The 17188-nt window shown below is 69.8% G+C and carries 13 protein-coding genes and 1 pseudogene; 11 read left to right on the plus strand and 3 right to left on the minus strand.

Annotated elements, in window-relative coordinates:
* The first annotated feature begins 89 nt into the window (after positions 1-89).
* From ACZ7L0_RS34405 to ACZ7L0_RS34440, 8 genes are all read left to right on the plus strand, one after another.
* Entirely contained in the window at positions 90-1016 is a 927-nt protein-coding gene (locus ACZ7L0_RS34405) for a hypothetical protein (RefSeq protein ID WP_471246466.1), read from the plus strand.
* Positions 1017-1181: 165 nt separating this feature from the next.
* Positions 1182-3575, plus strand: a complete 2394-nt coding sequence (locus tag ACZ7L0_RS34410) for a hypothetical protein (protein WP_471246467.1) — start codon at positions 1182-1184, stop codon at positions 3573-3575.
* 173 nt (positions 3576-3748) lie between these two features.
* Complete coding sequence (locus tag ACZ7L0_RS34415; RefSeq protein ID WP_471246468.1) at positions 3749-4057, plus strand: hypothetical protein; 309 nt, start codon at positions 3749-3751, stop codon at positions 4055-4057.
* A 56-nt stretch (positions 4058-4113) separates the two neighbouring features.
* Positions 4114-5406 carry a hypothetical protein gene (locus tag ACZ7L0_RS34420; protein ID WP_471246469.1) on the plus strand — a complete coding sequence of 431 codons (1293 nt, stop codon included), beginning with the start codon at positions 4114-4116 and terminating at the stop codon, positions 5404-5406.
* 54 nt (positions 5407-5460) lie between these two features.
* Positions 5461-5844, plus strand: coding sequence for a hypothetical protein (locus tag ACZ7L0_RS34425; protein WP_471246470.1), 384 nt, complete (start codon positions 5461-5463; stop codon positions 5842-5844).
* A 181-nt stretch (positions 5845-6025) separates the two neighbouring features.
* Positions 6026-6469 (plus strand): hypothetical protein, encoded by a 444-nt coding sequence (locus ACZ7L0_RS34430; RefSeq protein WP_471246471.1) that lies wholly within the window; start codon positions 6026-6028, stop codon positions 6467-6469.
* Positions 6466-7080: a hypothetical protein gene (locus ACZ7L0_RS34435; protein ID WP_471246472.1), complete on the plus strand. Its 615-nt coding sequence runs from the start codon at positions 6466-6468 to the stop codon at positions 7078-7080. The genes ACZ7L0_RS34430 and ACZ7L0_RS34435 overlap by 4 nt, the downstream gene beginning before the upstream one ends.
* Entirely contained in the window at positions 7077-7454 is a 378-nt protein-coding gene (locus tag ACZ7L0_RS34440; protein ID WP_471246473.1) for a hypothetical protein, read from the plus strand. The genes ACZ7L0_RS34435 and ACZ7L0_RS34440 overlap by 4 nt, the downstream gene beginning before the upstream one ends.
* A gap of 56 nt (positions 7455-7510) precedes the next feature.
* Here ACZ7L0_RS34440 and ACZ7L0_RS34445 read toward each other — a convergent pair whose 3' ends face one another.
* Positions 7511-7813: a WXG100 family type VII secretion target gene (locus tag ACZ7L0_RS34445; RefSeq protein ID WP_471246474.1), complete on the minus strand. Its 303-nt coding sequence runs from the start codon at positions 7811-7813 to the stop codon at positions 7511-7513.
* Between the two features lie 182 nt (positions 7814-7995).
* Between ACZ7L0_RS34445 and ACZ7L0_RS34450 the strand changes: the two genes are divergently transcribed.
* Positions 7996-12567 carry an FtsK/SpoIIIE domain-containing protein gene (locus tag ACZ7L0_RS34450; RefSeq protein WP_471246475.1) on the plus strand — a complete coding sequence of 1524 codons (4572 nt, stop codon included), beginning with the start codon at positions 7996-7998 and terminating at the stop codon, positions 12565-12567.
* Entirely contained in the window at positions 12564-13151 is a 588-nt protein-coding gene (locus ACZ7L0_RS34455) for a hypothetical protein (protein ID WP_471246476.1), read from the plus strand. Before ACZ7L0_RS34450 ends, ACZ7L0_RS34455 begins: the two co-directional genes overlap by 4 nt.
* Here ACZ7L0_RS34455 and ACZ7L0_RS34460 read toward each other — a convergent pair.
* Both ACZ7L0_RS34460 and ACZ7L0_RS34465 read right to left on the minus strand, forming a co-directional pair.
* Positions 13144-14652, minus strand: a pseudogene (locus ACZ7L0_RS34460) (serine/threonine-protein kinase). The gene ACZ7L0_RS34455 and the pseudogene ACZ7L0_RS34460 overlap by 8 nt on opposite strands.
* A 45-nt stretch (positions 14653-14697) precedes the next feature.
* Positions 14698-15546: a menaquinone biosynthetic enzyme MqnA/MqnD family protein gene (locus tag ACZ7L0_RS34465; protein WP_471246477.1), complete on the minus strand. Its 849-nt coding sequence runs from the start codon at positions 15544-15546 to the stop codon at positions 14698-14700.
* Between the two features lie 288 nt (positions 15547-15834).
* Between ACZ7L0_RS34465 and ACZ7L0_RS34470 the strand changes: the two genes are divergently transcribed.
* The gene (locus tag ACZ7L0_RS34470; RefSeq protein WP_003974443.1) at positions 15835-16038 is read left to right on the plus strand and encodes a cold-shock protein; all 204 of its coding nucleotides are present in this window, start codon (positions 15835-15837) and stop codon (positions 16036-16038) included.
* Positions 16039-17188: the final 1150 nt, after the last annotated feature.

Below are 17188 nucleotides of genomic sequence, written 5' to 3' on the forward strand. Positions count from 1 at the left end.
GGGCGGCGGAAAAGGCCGCGCCCTGTGCGCCAGCGAACCCCCTGACCCCCGGCCCTCCGCCCTTGAGCGGCTCATGCCATCATCGCCGCGTGACGAGGACCCCCGCCCCACCCGCTCTCCTCCCCCTCAACGGCGCGACGCTGGCGGCCGATCCCCGCGTCCTGTCGGCGGCCCGCGAGATCGGGTCGCGCTGCGGGGTCGACTACACCGACGACACCGCGGTGACCGCCCTGCTCACCGAACGCCGCCGCGCCCTGGACGCCACCCAGCGCGGCCCCCTGGTATGGCTGGGCGGCCTGACCCTCACGACCGGGGTCATCCTCCCCTTCCTCTCCCCCGCCCTTCCCGCCCAGGCCGCGAAGGCGGCCCTCCTCCTCACGGGCCCGCTGATCGTCATCGCCGTGGCCACCCTCACCCGCATCCGCGTCCGCTGGAAGCAGGAACTCACCCACCCCGCACTCACCGGATACCGCGAGCTACTGGGCGTGGCCCGGGCCCACGGGCTGCCCCTGACATACGTGCCGGGATGGCTGGAGGGACGGAGCTCCGGCGGGGGCGGGAAGGGGGCGGCGCCGATTCCTTCGTACGAGGGGGTGCGGGCGGGGACGGAAGTTCCGCCGTACGAGCACGAAGGCAACGGGGCCGCGCACGACGCCCCCGGCCTCCACGACGCGATCACCCCACCCCCGGTCCCCCCGAAACCCCCCGCGGTCACCGCGTACGAATCCATCGCCGACAAGGGCGGCTGGCACGACGAGACAGGCTGCCTCCTCATCCTCGCCGCCGGCGCGGGCCCCCTCTGGGCAGCAACCTCCGACACCCCCCTCGGCTACGGCACCCTCGCCCTCGCCCCCGTCGCCCTCCTCATCTGGCTCGCCGGCATGCGCCAGGGCAACGAGAAGGAACGCCTCCGTGCAGAGGCGGTGGCCTATGTCAGGGCGGTGATGCGGGCGCAGGCTGCGGGGGCGGTGGTGCCGGAGTTGTCGGCGGGGTTGCGGGGGTTGGTGGATGAGTAGCCGCGGCGTCTTCGCAAGGGCAAGTGCACCTGGAATCGGGGGAGTCCCTCAAGTCGGTGAACCTCCACGAGATGCACACGATGCCGTCTCGCGGTAGCAAAGCGCCCCAGTAGAGTGCCACGAGCAGGGACGCGGGGACGTACGGGGGCAGCGGTGGGAACCGTGATGGCAAACGGTCGGAACCAGGCACGCAATCGGACCCGGCGCATGGCGGGGCAGGGCATCCTGCCCGCGCTCGTCGCCGTCTGCGTCCTTGCTCTCCTGTTCGCAACAGCCACCCCGGCTGCCCGGGCCGCCGAGGACTCCGCTCCCCAGGCCGCCTACCTGGCGAATCGCCTCCGTACGAATCCGGTCTACGTCTCGGACCAGATGCCCCGCGAACTCCCCCGCTCGGCAGCGCCCCACCTGGCCGCAGTCGCGAAGCGGACCGGGGTGCCGACCTACGTCATCGCACTGCCCGACACCGTGGGCCGGGACGATGACGAGCTGCTGTTGCGGGCTGTGCACCAAAGGCTCGGCTCCGACGGGCTGTTCGTGCTGCTGGACGAGAGTTCGGTAGCGGAGGCGGTGGCGTACGGGGTGGACGTACCCGCCGAGGAGGCGAGTCGCGCGACCACGTACGAGATGCCGTACGACGCCGGCGCCGAGGAGACCTTCGAGCGGTTCACCGAGATCCTGGCCGCAGGCAAGGAGAGCGCCGAAAAGCGTTACCTGCAGGCCAGTTCAGCGGATCAGCAGGGCAAGGAGCCGGAGTCACTGCACACCTCTCCCACCGACCGGGAGAACCAGACGCTGGTGGTGTCCCTCCTGCTGGGTTCCGTGCCCGTGTTCCTGCTGATCACCATCCCGTATGTGCACCGCTGGCGCAGGGCCGAAGCAGCGCGGGGCCGGGGCATCTGGCGCGTCGGGCTGTTCGCGGCGGTCGCTGGCGGCCTCTCCGCCGCCCTGATCACCGTGTCGGGCCTCGCCCTGTTCGACGACAGGACGAGCAGTGGCAGCACCCCACCCGACGCCGCTGACATGAGCAGCCGGATCGACCGTGTGTCCACGGCACTGCGGCACGCCCCCGTGTACACGGACCCGGAGACCCAGCGGTTGTCCCCGGCCGAGACGGCCGCCCTGCGCGGCCGGATCGAGAAAGTGCGCGCCCCCGTGTACGTGGCGGTCGCCGCATCCACCCCCGCTGACGAGTCCGGCGGTCACCCGGACCGTCTCGCGGCCACCCTGCACCAGCGCCTAGGACGGGACGGCCTGTTCGTGATCGCGGACGCCGCCAACGGTGACATCAAGATGGTCAACTACGGCGCCCGCCTCGACTCGGACCACCTCTCCCGGACTCCCGAACGGATCACGTACGCCTCGGAGACCGACCTTCCCCTCGCACGCCGCCTGGACCAGCTCGTCTCCTATCTCGTCGAGGCCCCGTCGGGGCCTCCGGGTTCGCCCGACTACCCGCCGCCCGCCCCCGACGACCCGATCGAGGAGGACGCTCTGCGCCCGCTGCTCTCGGGCGAGGTCGTGCCGATGACCCTGGTGGGCGCGATGGCCGGCGCGATCCTGTCCGGTCTGGTGGTGTTGTCCCTTGCCGGAGTGCGGGCCTACCACCGCGGAGGGGCACCCGCGGCGCCGGGCCAGGCGGTGTCGGGCGACGCCCCGTCCCGCGCGATGATCCTCCGCATCGCGGCGGGTTCCGCCGCGGGCGTCGTCTCCCTGACGCTGACGGGCATGCTGGCAGCGGCTCCGGAGTGGTTCGGCCTGTCGTCCTCGCCGGAGCTGTTCGAGCGGATCGCAGCGACGGACCGGGGACCAGAGGCCTTCCTCGTCGGCTGGGCCCTGATCGCCCTGCCGGTGGCGGGCCTGCTGCAGACTCCAGTGGCGCGGGTGCGCCGGGCCCGGATCGGCGCCGGCTGGGCGTTGCTGTCCGGCTACTGGCTGCTGGTCGTCCTGGTCGGCGCATTGGCCTGGCAGGTGCGGGACCTCTTCCCCGGGCACGGCGGCCCGGGCAAGAGCGGGGGGCTGTTCGGTGCGGCGATCCTGCTCCTGCTGGGAGTGCCGACGTTCCTGGTCGGTTCCGGCGCGACGTTCCGGGAGGTCCGCCCAAAGCGCGGCCTGACACTCTCAGTACAGATCCGCGATCAGCTGACCGCGGTCACCATCGTCACCGGCGGCTTCTTGGGCATCTTCGCAGGACTGCTGTCCGGCTTGGCCTTTCCCCTCCCCCGAGCCGGCTTCCCCGCCATGTTCCTGCCGGGCGGGCTGATCTGGGGCCTGTTCGCAGGTGTCGCCCTGGGAACGCTCGCCGGCGCAATGCTGCAGGCCTCCCCAGGAACCCGCCGCTCGATGCTCCGCGTCGCGGCCGGTCTGGCTCGCACAAGTGCGGTCGTGCTGGTGTGGTGCGTCTGCGTCGCTCAGTTGGGTTGGGTGCTGCCGACCTGGGCGGTCGCCTTGGTCGGCATTCCGGCACCACTCGCTCTGATGGCTTTGGCGGGACGGAACGAACGACTGGGCCGGTGGCTGGATTTCACGATGCCAGAGGTGCCGAAGGGGGCACTGAACTGAGGAACTGCCCGCCCGCTCACGCACCAAGCCCGCCTGGCGAAACCAGGACACCCCCGCTACCGTCGATGACCTTGACTGAACCTTTGTCACACGGGGAGCCCAGCATGGAGCACTCTTTGCCTACTGTTGCCGCCTCCTGCCCAGGCCCGACTCGGGAGGGTTGAGCAGCTCCCATGGCAGATGACTCGGACCTCATCGTCAACGTCGATCTTCTCGTCGAGTCGGAGTCCCGGCTGAAGAGCATCCAGAAGGAGCTCAAGAACCTCAGTCACCAGAAAGATGACATGAGGCCCTACTGGGGCAGCGGGAAAATCGCCGACAAAATGGACGACTTCGTCGACAACTGGGACGACTACCGCACCAAGATGCTGGAGAGCATCGACACGGTCGGTCAACTGGTGAAGTCCACGATCGACGGCTTCACCGGCCTCGACGCCCAACTCGCCAATGAGCTGCGGAAGGCGAGGAAGAAGAAGCAGTGAGCGCAACCTCCAAGCCGCGCCCCCGCGACTGGCATCCGCTCGCCGACTCCGATCCCGTGCCGGGCGACCCCGAGGAGATCCGCGACGAGGTGAAGCACATGGTCTCGGTCGCGGAGAACCTCCGCGAACAGGCCCGGTTGCTTCGCGGCATCAAGAACGACAACGAGCTCAAGGGGAAGTACGCCACCAAGCTGCGCGACGAGTCGGAGGTCCTGGAAAAGCACCTGCGCGAGGTCGCCGAACGCTACGAACACGTACATGGTCATCTGACGAACTGGGCCAACGAACTGGAGGACTTCCAGTCGGACGCCGACAAGGTCCTGGCCAACGCCAAGAAGGAGCAGGAGGAGCTGGAGGCCGACAAGGCCAAGAAGAGCTCCGGCGGCAAGGACACTCCGCATCCTTCGGAAAGCGGTGAGGACCATGACCCGTTGCGGAAGTACCGGGAGCAACTGGATCGCATCACGGGAGATCGTGACGATCGGGCGGAGCACTATGCCCGCAAGATCGGCGCCCAGCTGAACGACGTCATCAAGGACAGCTGGTGGGACAACGTCAAGGGCTGGGCCCACGACAACGCCGACTGGATCAAGACCGTCCTTGATGGACTCGGCTGGGTCGCGACCATCGCCGGCATCATCGCCATCTGGATTCCAGGGCTGAACTTGCTGGTACTGGGGATCGCCATCCTGACCATCCTGACGAGATCCCTGCTGGTGGCCTCGGGTGACGCGTCCTGGACCGACCTGGCCTTCGATGTGGGCGGCCTCCTCTTGATGGGAATCGGCCGCGGCGGTCTCGCCGCTCTCAAGGGTGCCAACAAAGTCACCAGCGCAGCAGCTCAGAGCACCCGGACCGCCGGCCTCAAAGCAGGCCTTCGGTCACACAAGGGCATGCTGGACGACCTGAGCAAGGCGATGGCGAACGCCGAGGACGACGTGTCCCGGAAGTTCTTCTCGGACCTGCGCCACTACACCCTGAAGAAGATCTCCAGAGACACCGGCCTGGTCGCCAAGGGCCCGACACAGGTGTCCACGGTGTCCAAGTGGCTGCACCTGGGGGACGACGAGGCAGCCGGACTGTTCGGGCAGCTCCGTGCGAACAAAGGCGTGTTCCCCGGCACCGTGGCCGGGGGAGCCTCCAAGCTCGGACATGCGGGATATGCGGCGTCCATGTTCGCCGCATATGGCGGCATGGGCGTCGACGTCGCCGACAAGTCGCTGAGCAAGAGCGATTCCGTCGGCTGGCTGGCCGAACATCATCTCCTCCCCGGCGACAAGCCATACAACGACGGATACAACACGTGGAAGGAAAGCGGCTGGATGCCCGCTCCGGACACTCACTGGTGAAGACCAAGATGCCCGTCGGGGAAACCGAAAAACGCGGCAGGAAAAGCAGGAGATATGGCTGAGTCCCTCAAAGAGCAGTTGGGTACCGGAGCGAACTTCAGGGTGCGCGTGACCATCATCGGCGCGCTGGTGTCCATCATCCCGTTGATCGCGATCTCGGTTCTGGTCCCCGACTCCGGTCGCAAGGTGCTCTTCTGGATTTACTGGCTCGCGCTGTCCGGGTGCTTTCTCCATCTCCTGTGGATCCTGATCAAGAACCCCAGGCCCAGCCAGCGGCCTCCGCTGCTGACACGCGACCTCGCCATGGGCTGGGCTCTGCTGCTGCCCAGCCTCATCACTTCGTTCTGGCCGGGGATCATCGGAGCCCCTCTGTTCACGGTGCTGGTTGGCGCGACCTGGGTCGCAGAGAAGATTCGGAACCGCAGTGTCACTCCCTGAGAACTCCGCGAAGCCCACCCGCGTCCCTACTGGATTCAACATCGTTCCACCGCCCGGATGGGACACCATCCCACTCCAGAACGGAACGAAAGAGGCGATTCACCGAATCATCGGGAAGTCCGTATCGCAGCTCCCTGCGGGTTTCCCGAAGGACGACATCCCCAAAGCCCGGCTCATGCTCATGAAAGAGCTGAAGGAGACTGTTCGGCAGGCACGCAGATCCAGTGGTCTGACGCTCTACCTGCCCGTCGAGCGGATCCACGGGATGATCATCCCGGCCTCTTTCATCGCCTCCGAGCCGTTGGGAGCACCGACGGCGAATGTCGATCCCGAAGCCGTCCTCAACGATCTCGTGCGTGACGCGGAAGACGCCTCGGCCAGGGAACTCGACGGAACGGCAGCCGTGCGCACGTTCCGGAAGCTGCCTGCCGATCCGGACAAGGGAGCCGAGGTGCCGTCGTGGCGTGTGCAGTACACCGTACCGATTCCACACAGCGCCCCCGCCCAGTGGCTGACCTTCTCCTTCAGCACATTGATCGCCACCGACATGGATATCGAGTTCGCCGAGACCCTGGTCGAGCTCTTCGATGCCGTGATGACCACCTTCCGCTGGAGTTACGCATGATGATCGTCGAAACCGACTCCAATCCGGCAATGTGGTTCCACATGCCATTGGGCGGCACCACGGCGGAGTTCGCGCAATGGCTGGACCTCCAACTCGAGGCGAGTGCCCGGCTTCATCGACGCAAGCTCACCTGGCGGGAGAAGCGGCAGATGAGGAAGTTCCTGGAGGCCTCGGCCATCATGCTGCGCACCCGTATCGAAGCCGATCAGGCGTTCCTGTTCGGCCCCATTCCTCCTCAGGCCGCCCCGCTGGTGTTCTTCACCAAGCAGTTCGCCTGCGATGAAGAACACAGCGCCTTGCACCTGAGCATGCTGGCAGAGCCGGATCCCACGACCGCGGCGGCAAGTCATCGCGTCGAAACCGTTCCGTTCGACTCACCGCACTTCGGCGAGGGCCTGCGCTGCCTGCGCAGTTGGACGGGTCCCGACGGCAATCTGATGCTCTCCGTCGCGTACGCATGGAACGATCCGGCACGCAACATCGACCTGCTCCTCAAATGCCATTACGACGACCCGGCCCTCCTGGAAGCGTCCTTCGACGCCGTCGACGACTTCGCCCGGAGTCTCCGGATCAGCAACAGCAGCACGGCGGGAGACGGTTACCGCGAATGAGCGCGCCCACCCTCATGGACCGCCTCGGTGGCGGCGTGATCGCGTGGGCCAAGTTGTGCCTCATCGGCGGTTTGGCGTCCGTCTTCATCGTTGCCCTGGCCGCCAGGCTCCCCGAGCCCGCCAAGGGAACCCTCTACTGGCTCCAGCGAGGCATCGTGTCGGCCGCGATCCTCACCCTGCTGTGGCTCTTCATCCGCCACCCGCGGCACTCCGAGCGTCCAGACGGTTTGACGCAGCCGCTGGGACTTTCGTTCGCCCTCTCACTCGCCGCTCTGACCACCGCCTACTGGCCCGGCTTCTTCGCGGCGCTCATCACTGCGCTGCTCGTGGCCGGCTCGTGGCTCAGGGAGAGATTGCACCGCACCGGAGCATGAAGCGGTGCGGCAGGCGGAGAGCCCGCCGCACCCGCCGAATCACAAGCCCCCCGGCATCACTTGCTCCGAGCCGCCTTGGCCAGCTCGTCGTCGATCTGCTCGAACTTGTCCGCCGCGGTGGTGAGGTAGTCGCCCATGCCGTCGAGGCCGTCGACGGTGTCCTTGGCGCCGCGGACGAACTCGTCGAAGTTTTCGTCGAAGGCCTTGGAGGAGCTCTTGGTGACGTAGCCGGACTCGACGAGGTTGGCGATGTACTTGCGGAGGGCGTCGAGCTTCTCGTGGAGCTTTTCCTTCTCCTTCACGACATGCTTGGCCGCGTCCCGCATGTCCTGGTATGTGATGTCAAGGTCCTTGGCCATGAAGCCGCTCCCTCTTCAAAACGCCGCAGGGCCAACCCCCGTGGCTCCCTGTCACTCTTGGGGCAGCAGCTTACGGGGGTGGCATACGGCGTTGCCATCGGGAAGGCTTCGCAACTCCCCGTTGCCCCGGGCCGTGATGGAGCGGATATCGTCGCTTGCACCGTGGCCTGGGGAGGACAAGCGTGCGCCTGACTCTGACCGTCGTCGACCCGTTCGGCGGGGGCTCGGCCGACGTCGTGCTCGACGCCGATCCCGAGTCCACCGTGGGGGACATCGCCCGGGAGCTCGCCAAGCGGGTGGGGCAGGACCAGGTCGCCCAGGTGATTCCCATCGGGCACGGCCATCCGGCCGCGGCGCACAACGGCCCTCAGGTGTACGTGGACGGATACGCCGTCGATCCCGCCGCCACCGTCGTCGGGTCGCCGCTGCGTGAAGGGGCCGTGGTCAGTCTGCAGGACCCGGCCGGGTGTCTGCCGGGCGAGCCGACCGGGCTGGTGGAGTTGCGGGTCGCGGGTGGGCCCGCCGCGGGGTTCGTGCACCGGCTGGGCGTCGGGCGGTACGACATCGGGAGCGGGGCGGCGAGCTACGTACGGATCGACGATCCGGAAGTCGACGCCCGCGCCCTGACGTTGTCAGTTGCAACCGATGGCACCTGCCAGGTCACCGTCCACCAGGACAAGGAGAGCGTCACCCTCGACGGAGAGCGGATCGACGGTGAGGGGATCAGCGGTGCGGGGTGGCCGCTCGGGGGGCAGATAGCCGTTGGCAACACCCTGCTGGAGCTGGCTCGTTACAGTCCGCCCAACGCCGCCCTGAAGTGGTCCGACGACGGGATCGGGCTGGACTACAACCGGCCGCCCCGGCTGCGTCCGCCCGAGCGGCAGACGAAGTTCCGGCTGCCGACGCCGCCGCGGGAGTACGAGGCCCGGCCGCTGCCCTGGCTGATGGCGCTCACGCCGCTGGTCGGGTCGGTCGTGTCGGTGCTGATCTTCCATCGGTGGTACTACCTGATCATGGCGGGGCTCAGCCCCGTACTGCTCTTCGCCAACTACTTCATGGACAAGAAGCACGGGCGCAAGTCCCATGCGAAGCAGGTCAAGGAGTACAAGGAGCAGAAGGAGCGGATCGAGAAGGACGCGCAGGACGCTCTGACGGCGGAGCGGCAGGACCGGCGGAACGCCGTTCCCGATCCCGCCGCGGTTCTCTCCCTGGGCACCGGGCCCCGTACCCGGCTGTGGGAGCGGCGGCGCACCGACCGCGATCATCTGCTGCTGCGCGTGGGTACCGGGCGGCTGCCGTCCGAGGTCGTGCTGGACGACCCCGAGCAGGACGACCACCGCCGGCAGGTCACCTGGTACATCGAGGACGCCCCCGTCGCCCTGTCCCTGCGCTCCCTCGGGGTGATCGGCATGGCGGGGCCGGGTGACTCCGCGCGGGCGCTGGGGCGGTGGGCGGTGGCGCAGACCGCCGCGCTGCACAGTCCGATGGACGTGCAGTTCTACGTGCTGAGCGAGAACACCGCGCGGGAGAGCTGGGACTGGGTGCGGTGGCTGCCGCATGCCCGGCCCGGCGGCGGCCAGGACGTCAACGTCCTCATCGGCACCGACGCCGAGACGGTCGGCGCCCGCATCGGCGAGCTGACGCAGCTCCTCGACGCCCGTAAGAAGGCCGCCGAGCAGAACCGGGGGCAGGGCATCTCCTTCAGCGAGCCGGACATCGTCGTGGTGTGGGACGGGTCGCGGCGGCTGCGGTCCCTGCCGGGCGTGGTGCGGCTGCTGCGGGAGGGGCCCGCCGTCTCCATCTACGCCGTCTGCCTCGACGCCGAGGAGCGGTTCCTGCCGGGTGAGTGCCAGGCGTTCGTCGTCGCCGAGCCCAAGGCGCAGGAGTACGACACCGCCGCACCGCAGCAGCCCGTGCAGCCGCAGGTCGCCGGGGGCTTCCCCTCCTTCCAGGCCTGGCACACCGGCAACATCCCGGCCACCGAACAGGCGCAGAGTCCGCAGGAGTTGCGGTTGCGCGTGGAGGAGGCCGGTGCCGAGCGGCTGAAGGACGTACGGCCCGACTTCGTCCCGCCCGCCTGGTGCCTGCGCCTCGCCCGCGCCCTCTCCCCCTTGCGCGACATCAGCGGCGAGACCGAGGACTCCGCGCTGCCGGGTGCCAGCCGGCTGCTGGACGTGCTGCAACTGGAACCGCCGACCAGCGACGCCGTCGTCGCGCGCTGGCGGATGGGCGGGCAGTCGACGCTGGCGGTGATCGGTGAGTCGTACGACGGTCCGTTCGCCATCGACATGCGGCGGGACGGCCCGCACGGACTGATCGCCGGTACGACCGGTTCCGGCAAGTCGGAGCTGCTGCAGACCATCGTGGCGTCGCTGGCCGTCGCCAACACGCCGGAGAACATGACCTTCGTCCTCGTCGACTACAAGGGCGGCTCGGCGTTCAAGGACTGTGTGAAGCTGCCGCACACGGTCGGCATGGTCACCGACCTCGACGCCCACCTCGTAGAGCGCGCCCTGGAGTCCCTGGGCGCCGAGCTGAAGCGCCGCGAGCACATCCTGGCCGCCGCCGACGCCAAGGACATCGAGGACTACCAGGACCTGGTGAGGAGGGACCCCAGTCATGCGCCCGTCCCCCGACTCCTCATCGTCATCGACGAGTTCGCGTCCATGGTGCGTGACCTGCCCGACTTCGTCACCGGGTTGGTCAACATCGCCCAGCGCGGACGTTCGCTCGGCATCCATCTCCTCCTCGCCACCCAGCGGCCCAGCGGTGTCGTGTCGCCCGAGATCCGCGCCAACACCAACCTCCGTATCGCCCTGCGTGTGACGGACGGCGGCGAGTCGAGCGACGTCATCGACTCGCCGGAGGCCGGGCACATCTCCAAGAACACACCGGGCCGGGCCTATGTCCGCCTCGGCCACGCCTCCCTCGTCCCCTTCCAGTCGGGCCGGGTCGGTGGCCGTCGCCCCGGTGCGGCGGACCCGGCGGCGCTCGCGCCCTGGGTGGGCGAGCTGGCCTGGGAGGACCTGGGCCGGGCGGCGCTGGTGAAGCCGAAGGCCGAGGCGCGGGAGGACGAGGAGATCACCGACCTCAAGGTGCTGGTGGACGCGGTCCGGGAGGCCAACCGGGCGCTCGCCATCCCGGCGCAGCACAGCCCGTGGCTGCCCGCCCTCTCCGAGACGCTGCTGCTGGACGAGATCGAGACACCGGTCGCGGCTCTCGCACCCGGCAGGCTGCCGCCCGCCCCGTACGGTGTGGAGGACCTGCCCGCCGACCAGGCCCGCCGCCCGGTCGTGGTCGACTTCTCCACCTTCGGCCATCTGATGATCGGCGGCGCGCCCCGCAGCGGCCGTTCCCAGGTGCTGCGGACCATCGCGGGCTCCCTCGCCCGCACCCACTCCTGCGCCGACGTCCACCTGTACGGCATCGACTGCGGCAACGGCGCCTTGAACGCGCTGACCCGGCTGCCGCACTGCGGCGCGGTCGTCGGCCGTAACCAGACCGAGCGGGTGGTCCGCCTGGTCAACCGGCTCAAGGGCGAACTCTCGCGCCGTCAGGACCTGTTGGCGGAGAAGGGCTACGCCGACATCGGTGAGCAGCGGGCCGCGGTGCCCGAGGACGAGCGGCTGCCGCACATCGTCGTGCTCCTCGACCGCTGGGAGGGCTGGGTGCCCACGCTCGGCGAGATCGACCACGGTTCGCTGACGGACGAGCTGACGACGATGATGCGCGAGGGCGCGAGCGCCGGCGTCCATCTGGTGCTGACCGGCGACCGGACGCTGCTCGTCGGCCGCATCGCGACGCTCACCGAGGACAAGTACGGTCTGCGTCTGGCCGACCGCAGCGACTTCGCCACGCTCGGCATCCCGGCCCGCAAGGTCCCGGAGGAGATCCCGCCGGGCCGCGCCTTCCGCAACGAGTCCGGTACGGAGACGCATTTCGCGCTGCTGGCCGAGGACACCACCGGTCAGGGCCAGGCAGCGGCGATCGCCGCGATCGGCGAGGCGGCGACCGCCCGGGACGCCGAAGTCCCGCGCTCACGCCGTCCGTTCCGCGTCGACAGCCTGCCCAGCCGCATCTCCTTCGCGGACGCCTGGGAGATGCGCGACCCGGAGGCCTCCCGTTCCCGGCTGTGGGCGCTGGCGGGCATCGGCGGCGACGAGATCGTCGGTTTCGGCCCCGACCTGGCCGAGGGCGTGCCGACCTTCGTCATCGCGGGTCCGGCCAAGTCCGGCCGCTCGACGGTCCTGATGAACTTCGCTCAGTCCTTCCTCGCACAGGGCGTACGTCTGGTCGTCGCGTCCCCCCGCCAGTCCCCGCTCCGTCAACTCGACGGCAGGGAAGGCGTGCTGAAGGTGTTCACCGGCGACGACATCGACGAGGACGACTTCGAGGAGGTCATCGACTCGGCGTCCCCGCAGGAGCCCATTGTGGTCCTCGTCGACGACGGCGAGATCCTGGAGGACTGCGACGCCGAGCGGCATATGAAGAAGATCGTCTCGCGGGGTGCCGAACGCGGCCTCGCCCTCGTCATCGCCGGTGACGAGGAGGACGTGTGCAGCGGCTTCTCCGGCTGGCAGGTCGACGCCAAGAAGGGCCGCCGCGGCATCCTGCTCTCCCCGCAGGACACCTCCAGCGGCGACCTCGTCGGCGTACGCCTCTCCCGGAGCCTGGTCGGCGGCCAGGTGGTACCCGGCAAGGGCATGCTGCACCTGGGGGACGGGGAGCTGCGGACGGTGGTCGTGCCGGGATGAGCGGAAAGTCGGCCAGACCGAAGCGGGGGAAGGCGGCACCGGCCGCCCTGCGGTACGAGCACGGGCGGCGGCCCGCGGCACCGGCGAGGAAACGGGACTTCTCCTGCCTGGGCTTCCTCCTCATGATGCTCGGCTTCCTGGCGCTCATCGTGCCGATGGCCCTGGCCGACGAGGCCTGGGGCGAGGAGGTGTGGGGCGACCTGGCCCCCGCGTGGCCGGGCGGTGCCTACGCCTTCGCCGCCACCGTCGGCGCACTCGTACCGCTCGCCCTGGCGGCGCTGATCGCGCCGCTGAGCCGGATGAACTGGAAGAAGAGCAAGGCGCGTTCGACGGCGTGGGCGATCGCCGGTCTGCCGGGGTTCGCCCTCGGCTGGGTCCTGACCGTCATCGTCTTCGCCACCTTCCGCCCCAAGCGCCGCCGGCACTGGGACGCCCACTGCTACAGCGAGGGCAACGCCTGCTGGGTCCACGTCCACTACCCCTGGTTGTGGGCGGTGGGCCTGCTCGCGACCCTGGTGGCGGCCGCGCTGCTGATCCTCGCCCTCGTCAAGCTCATGCGGGACGAGGACGCGCCCGCTACCTGACCTTGGACATCCGCGACTGCGGGTTGCCCTCCGCCGAGCTGGCCGAGGTGTACTCCAGATCGTCGCCGACGGGTGTCAACTCGACCGAGTGCGGGGCGGGGTCGCAGCCGTCGTGGTTGCCCTCGGCGCCGACGGACGTGGCGACGATCCGTGTCTTCGTCACCTTCTTCAGGGTCAGTACGTCGGTGCAGACGCCGCCGAGCTGGTCCGTCTGCCGCAGCCGCCCCAGCTCCTCGCCGACGTCGGCCCGGTGCACGGTGAGCCGGAAGGTGCCGACGGGCAGGTTGCCGTCGAGGGCGGTGGCCTGGCCCTCCCAGGTGCCGAGGTAGCGGGCGGGGATGGTGGCGCCGGCGGGAGAGGCGGAGGCGGAGGCGGTGTCTTCCACTGCACCGGGTTCGGAGCCGGCTGCGGTGCCGGGCGCGGTGCCGTCCGATCGGGCCGGAGGAGGAGGTGGGCGCCGGGGAGTAGGCGCCGCTCCCGGAGGTGTCGGAGTCGTCCGCGCCGCCGATCACCGGCCCCACCAGGGCCCCCAGCCCCACGGCCACCCCCGCGAGCGCCCCCGCGACAGCGAGCGCCACCGTGCAGCTCACCCGGCGGCCACGGCTCCCGTCGCCCGGAGTGGCGGTGGCCGCCATGGTGACGGAGACCTTTGCCGGGGCGGTGGCCGACGCCCGGCGGGGGCGCGTCGCGGGGCTCGGGCATGGAGACGGCCACACGAGGAGCCGGAGCTCGGCGCGCTGAGCGGGGAACTGCGGGAGGTGGCCGAGGCCTGCCTGGCGAAGGACCCCGGCCACCGCCCCACGCCCGGCGAACTGGCCCGGCGGACGACCTTGTACAGCAGCGCGGCCGAGGAGTCCCCGGGGAAGGGCGGCTCGCCGGTCGCCGCGTACACCAGGACGGCGCCGAGGGAGAAGACGTCCGCCGCGCCGGTGACGCTCTTGCCGAGGATCTGCTCCGGGGACATGTAGCCGGGCGAGCCGACGGAGACGCCGGAGGAGGTCAGGGACGCGGTGCCGTCGGTGGCGCGGGCGATGCCGAAGTCGATCAGCAGCGGGCCGTCGAGGGTCAGCAGTACGTTGGAGGGCTTGACGTCCCGGTGCACCAGACCCAGTGCGTGGACGGCCGCCAGCGCCTCGGCGAGGCCCGCGCTCAGCACCCGTACCGAATGCGCGGGCAGCGGGCCGTCGGAGGTGACGGCCGCGGCGAGGGTGGGGCCGGCCGCGTAGGCCGTGGCGACCCATGGCACGGGGGCGTCGGGGTCGGAGTCCAGGACGGGCGCGGTCCAGGCGCCGCCGACCCGCCGCGCGGCCTCGACCTCGCGGCGGAAGCGGGCGCGGAACTCCTCGTCCAGCGCGAAGTGCGGGTGCACGATCTTGACCGCGACCGTCCGGCCGCCCGCGCTGCGGCCCAGGTAGACGCGTCCCATACCGCCCGCGCCGAGCCGGCCGAGGAGCCGGTAGGGCCCGATGACGGCAGGTTCGTCGGCCGCGAGCGGCTGCATGGCGTCCCCTCTCCCCCGTACGCCTGGCTGCCAGCAGCGTAGTGATTAGGGCTGGAGCAGATCCACCTTCACGTCGGCCGGGAAGCCGGTCGTGGGGCCCACCCGCCGCGCGAACTCCGCGACCGCCGCCAGCTGCGGTCCGCCGAAGCTGAAGTCGAGGGTGGTGAAGTACTGCGCCAGGGTCCGCTCGTCGAAGGCCTCCCAGCGGGCCGCCTGCTCGGCGACCTTGCCGACCTCCTCCAGGGAGAGGTTGCGGGAGGCGAGGAACGCCTCGTGCACCTGGCGGGTGATGTCCGGCTCCCGCTCCAGGTAGTCCCGCCGGGCGGCCCAGACCGCGAAGACGAACGGCAGCCCCGTCCACTCCTTCCACAGCCGGCCCAGGTCGTGCACTTCGAGCCCGTAGCGCGGGCCGTCGAGCAGATTGGCCCGCAGCGCCGCGTCCCCGATCAGTACGGCGGCCTCGGCTTCCTGCATCATCAGGCTGAGGTCGGGGGGGCAGGTGTAGTAGTCGGGCTGGACTCCGTAGCGCTCGGCGAGCAGCAGCTGGGCGAGGCGGACCGAGGTGCGGGAAGTGGAGCCGAGGGCGACCCGGGCGCCGTCCAGCTGGTCGAGGGGCACCTGCGAAACGATCACGCAGGACATGACGTCGCCGTCGCATCCGACGGCGATATCGGGGAAGGCGACCAGTTCGTCCGTGTTGCGCAGGAACTCGACGAGGGTGATCGGCCCGATGTCCAGGTCCCCGCGCACCAGCCGCTCGCTCAGCTTCTCGGGAGTGTCCTTGGTCAGATCGAAGTCGAGAAGGGTGCCGGTTCTCGCGAGCCCCCAGTACAGGGGCAGGCAGTTCAGGAACTGGATGTGGCCGACGCGCGGCCGGGTGCGAGAATTGTCCACATCGCGAGACTAGACCCCATGGGATACGGTGCTGGCTCCGGCCCCACCGTCAACACGGCCATCCGGCTGTCAAACGTCCGAGTGACGTGATCTTGACCTCTATTGCTTTCGGCTGCCCACGTGCTAGGCTCGCCGCAAGTTGCAGTTTGGTTTCCCTTGCAGTACAGAGCCTGCGGAGCATGTAACCGCGGGCTCTAGTCGTTTTCAGACGTATGCAGTTGTGCGGCACTTGCTTTCACGCTTGCAGGGTTCTGGAGCAGGGCAACCCTTTGGGCCCAAGGAGGGCTTATGGCTACCGGAACCGTGAAGTGGTTCAACGCCGAAAAGGGCTTTGGCTTCATCGCCCAGGAGGGCGGCGGCCCCGACGTCTTCGTCCACTACTCCGCGATCAACGCGCAGGGATTCCGTTCCCTCGAGGAGAACCAGCAGGTCTCCTTCGACGTGACCCAGGGCCCGAAGGGTCCGCAGGCGGAGAACGTCACCCCTGTGTGATCGTCACACCTGTGATCGCAGTCTGAGAGCAGTACCCAAGGAGCCCCGCGCCATCCGGCGACGGGGCTCCTGCCTTTACCCTCCGGGGGTCGGCGGGGGCGTTTGACTGGCGTGGTCTTTGACTGCCGGCGGGTTCGGCGGGGTTCAGGTGGGCGCCTGTTGGGTGGGTTGCCGTGGGGCCGCCCGCTTCTTGGTCATTGTCGTGCTTCCGCGACCCGAGTAAAGGGCGCTTCGCGTCGGCTCCGCCGATGGCCCTGCGGGCCACCCTTGACTCGGCTCGCTCCAGCCCGGCGGAGAAGCGAGCGGGCGGCCGGAGAGGGATGGGAGGCCGAGGTAGGGGTTCCCTTGGGTGGGCTGCGTTCCCGGCCGGGGTATGGGGGCGCGGTCGCGCCTCGCCTGCACGCCGGGTGGGCTTAGCGGCGATCGGTGAGTGGGGGGTGCGGGTGCGCGCTGGGCGGGTGGGGGCACGCCGGGCTGGCTCAGCGGCTACCTGCCGGTGGAGGGCTGGGGCGCGCGGTGGGCGGGTGGCGGCACGCCGGGCTGGCTCAGCGGCTACCTGCCGGTGGGCGGGATGCGCTCCGGGCCGGTGGGGGCATCTCGGGTGGGCTTGGCGGCGATCGGTGCGTGGGGATCGTCACGCCAGTCACACTGGTCACGGTCGGTGGGTAATTGGAAGCACTTAGGCCAGGGGAGGCAGACGAAACCCCAGGTGGGCGCGCTTAGGCACGGCCCAAATCCTCCAATCACCTCCCGACCCACCTGCTGCGCGCCCGGGCGGCCCCTCCGGTGCGGCCCACCGAACCTTCCCCGCCCTATTTGCCGGAATCGGAGCCGGGTCGGGGCCGTCCCCCACCGACCCCAAGCCACCGACCTCACCCGGCGCGTCCCTCGACCGGTTGGTGCGCACCCCCACGCACCGCAAGCCGCTTAGCCCGCCCGGCGTGCCACCACCCGCCCAGCGCGCACCGCCCCGGCCGCAAGCCGCTGCCCCCGCCCGGCGTGCCGCCACCCGCCCGGTGCGCGCCCCAGCCCTCCACTCACCGATCGCCGCTAAGCCGACCCGGTGTGCCGCCAGCCGCCCAGCGCGCACCCGCAACCCCCACCCACCGATCGCCGCCAAGCCCACCCGGCGTGCTGGCGAGGCGCGACC

The sequence above is a fragment of the Streptomyces sp. NPDC039424 genome (assembly GCF_055639495.1).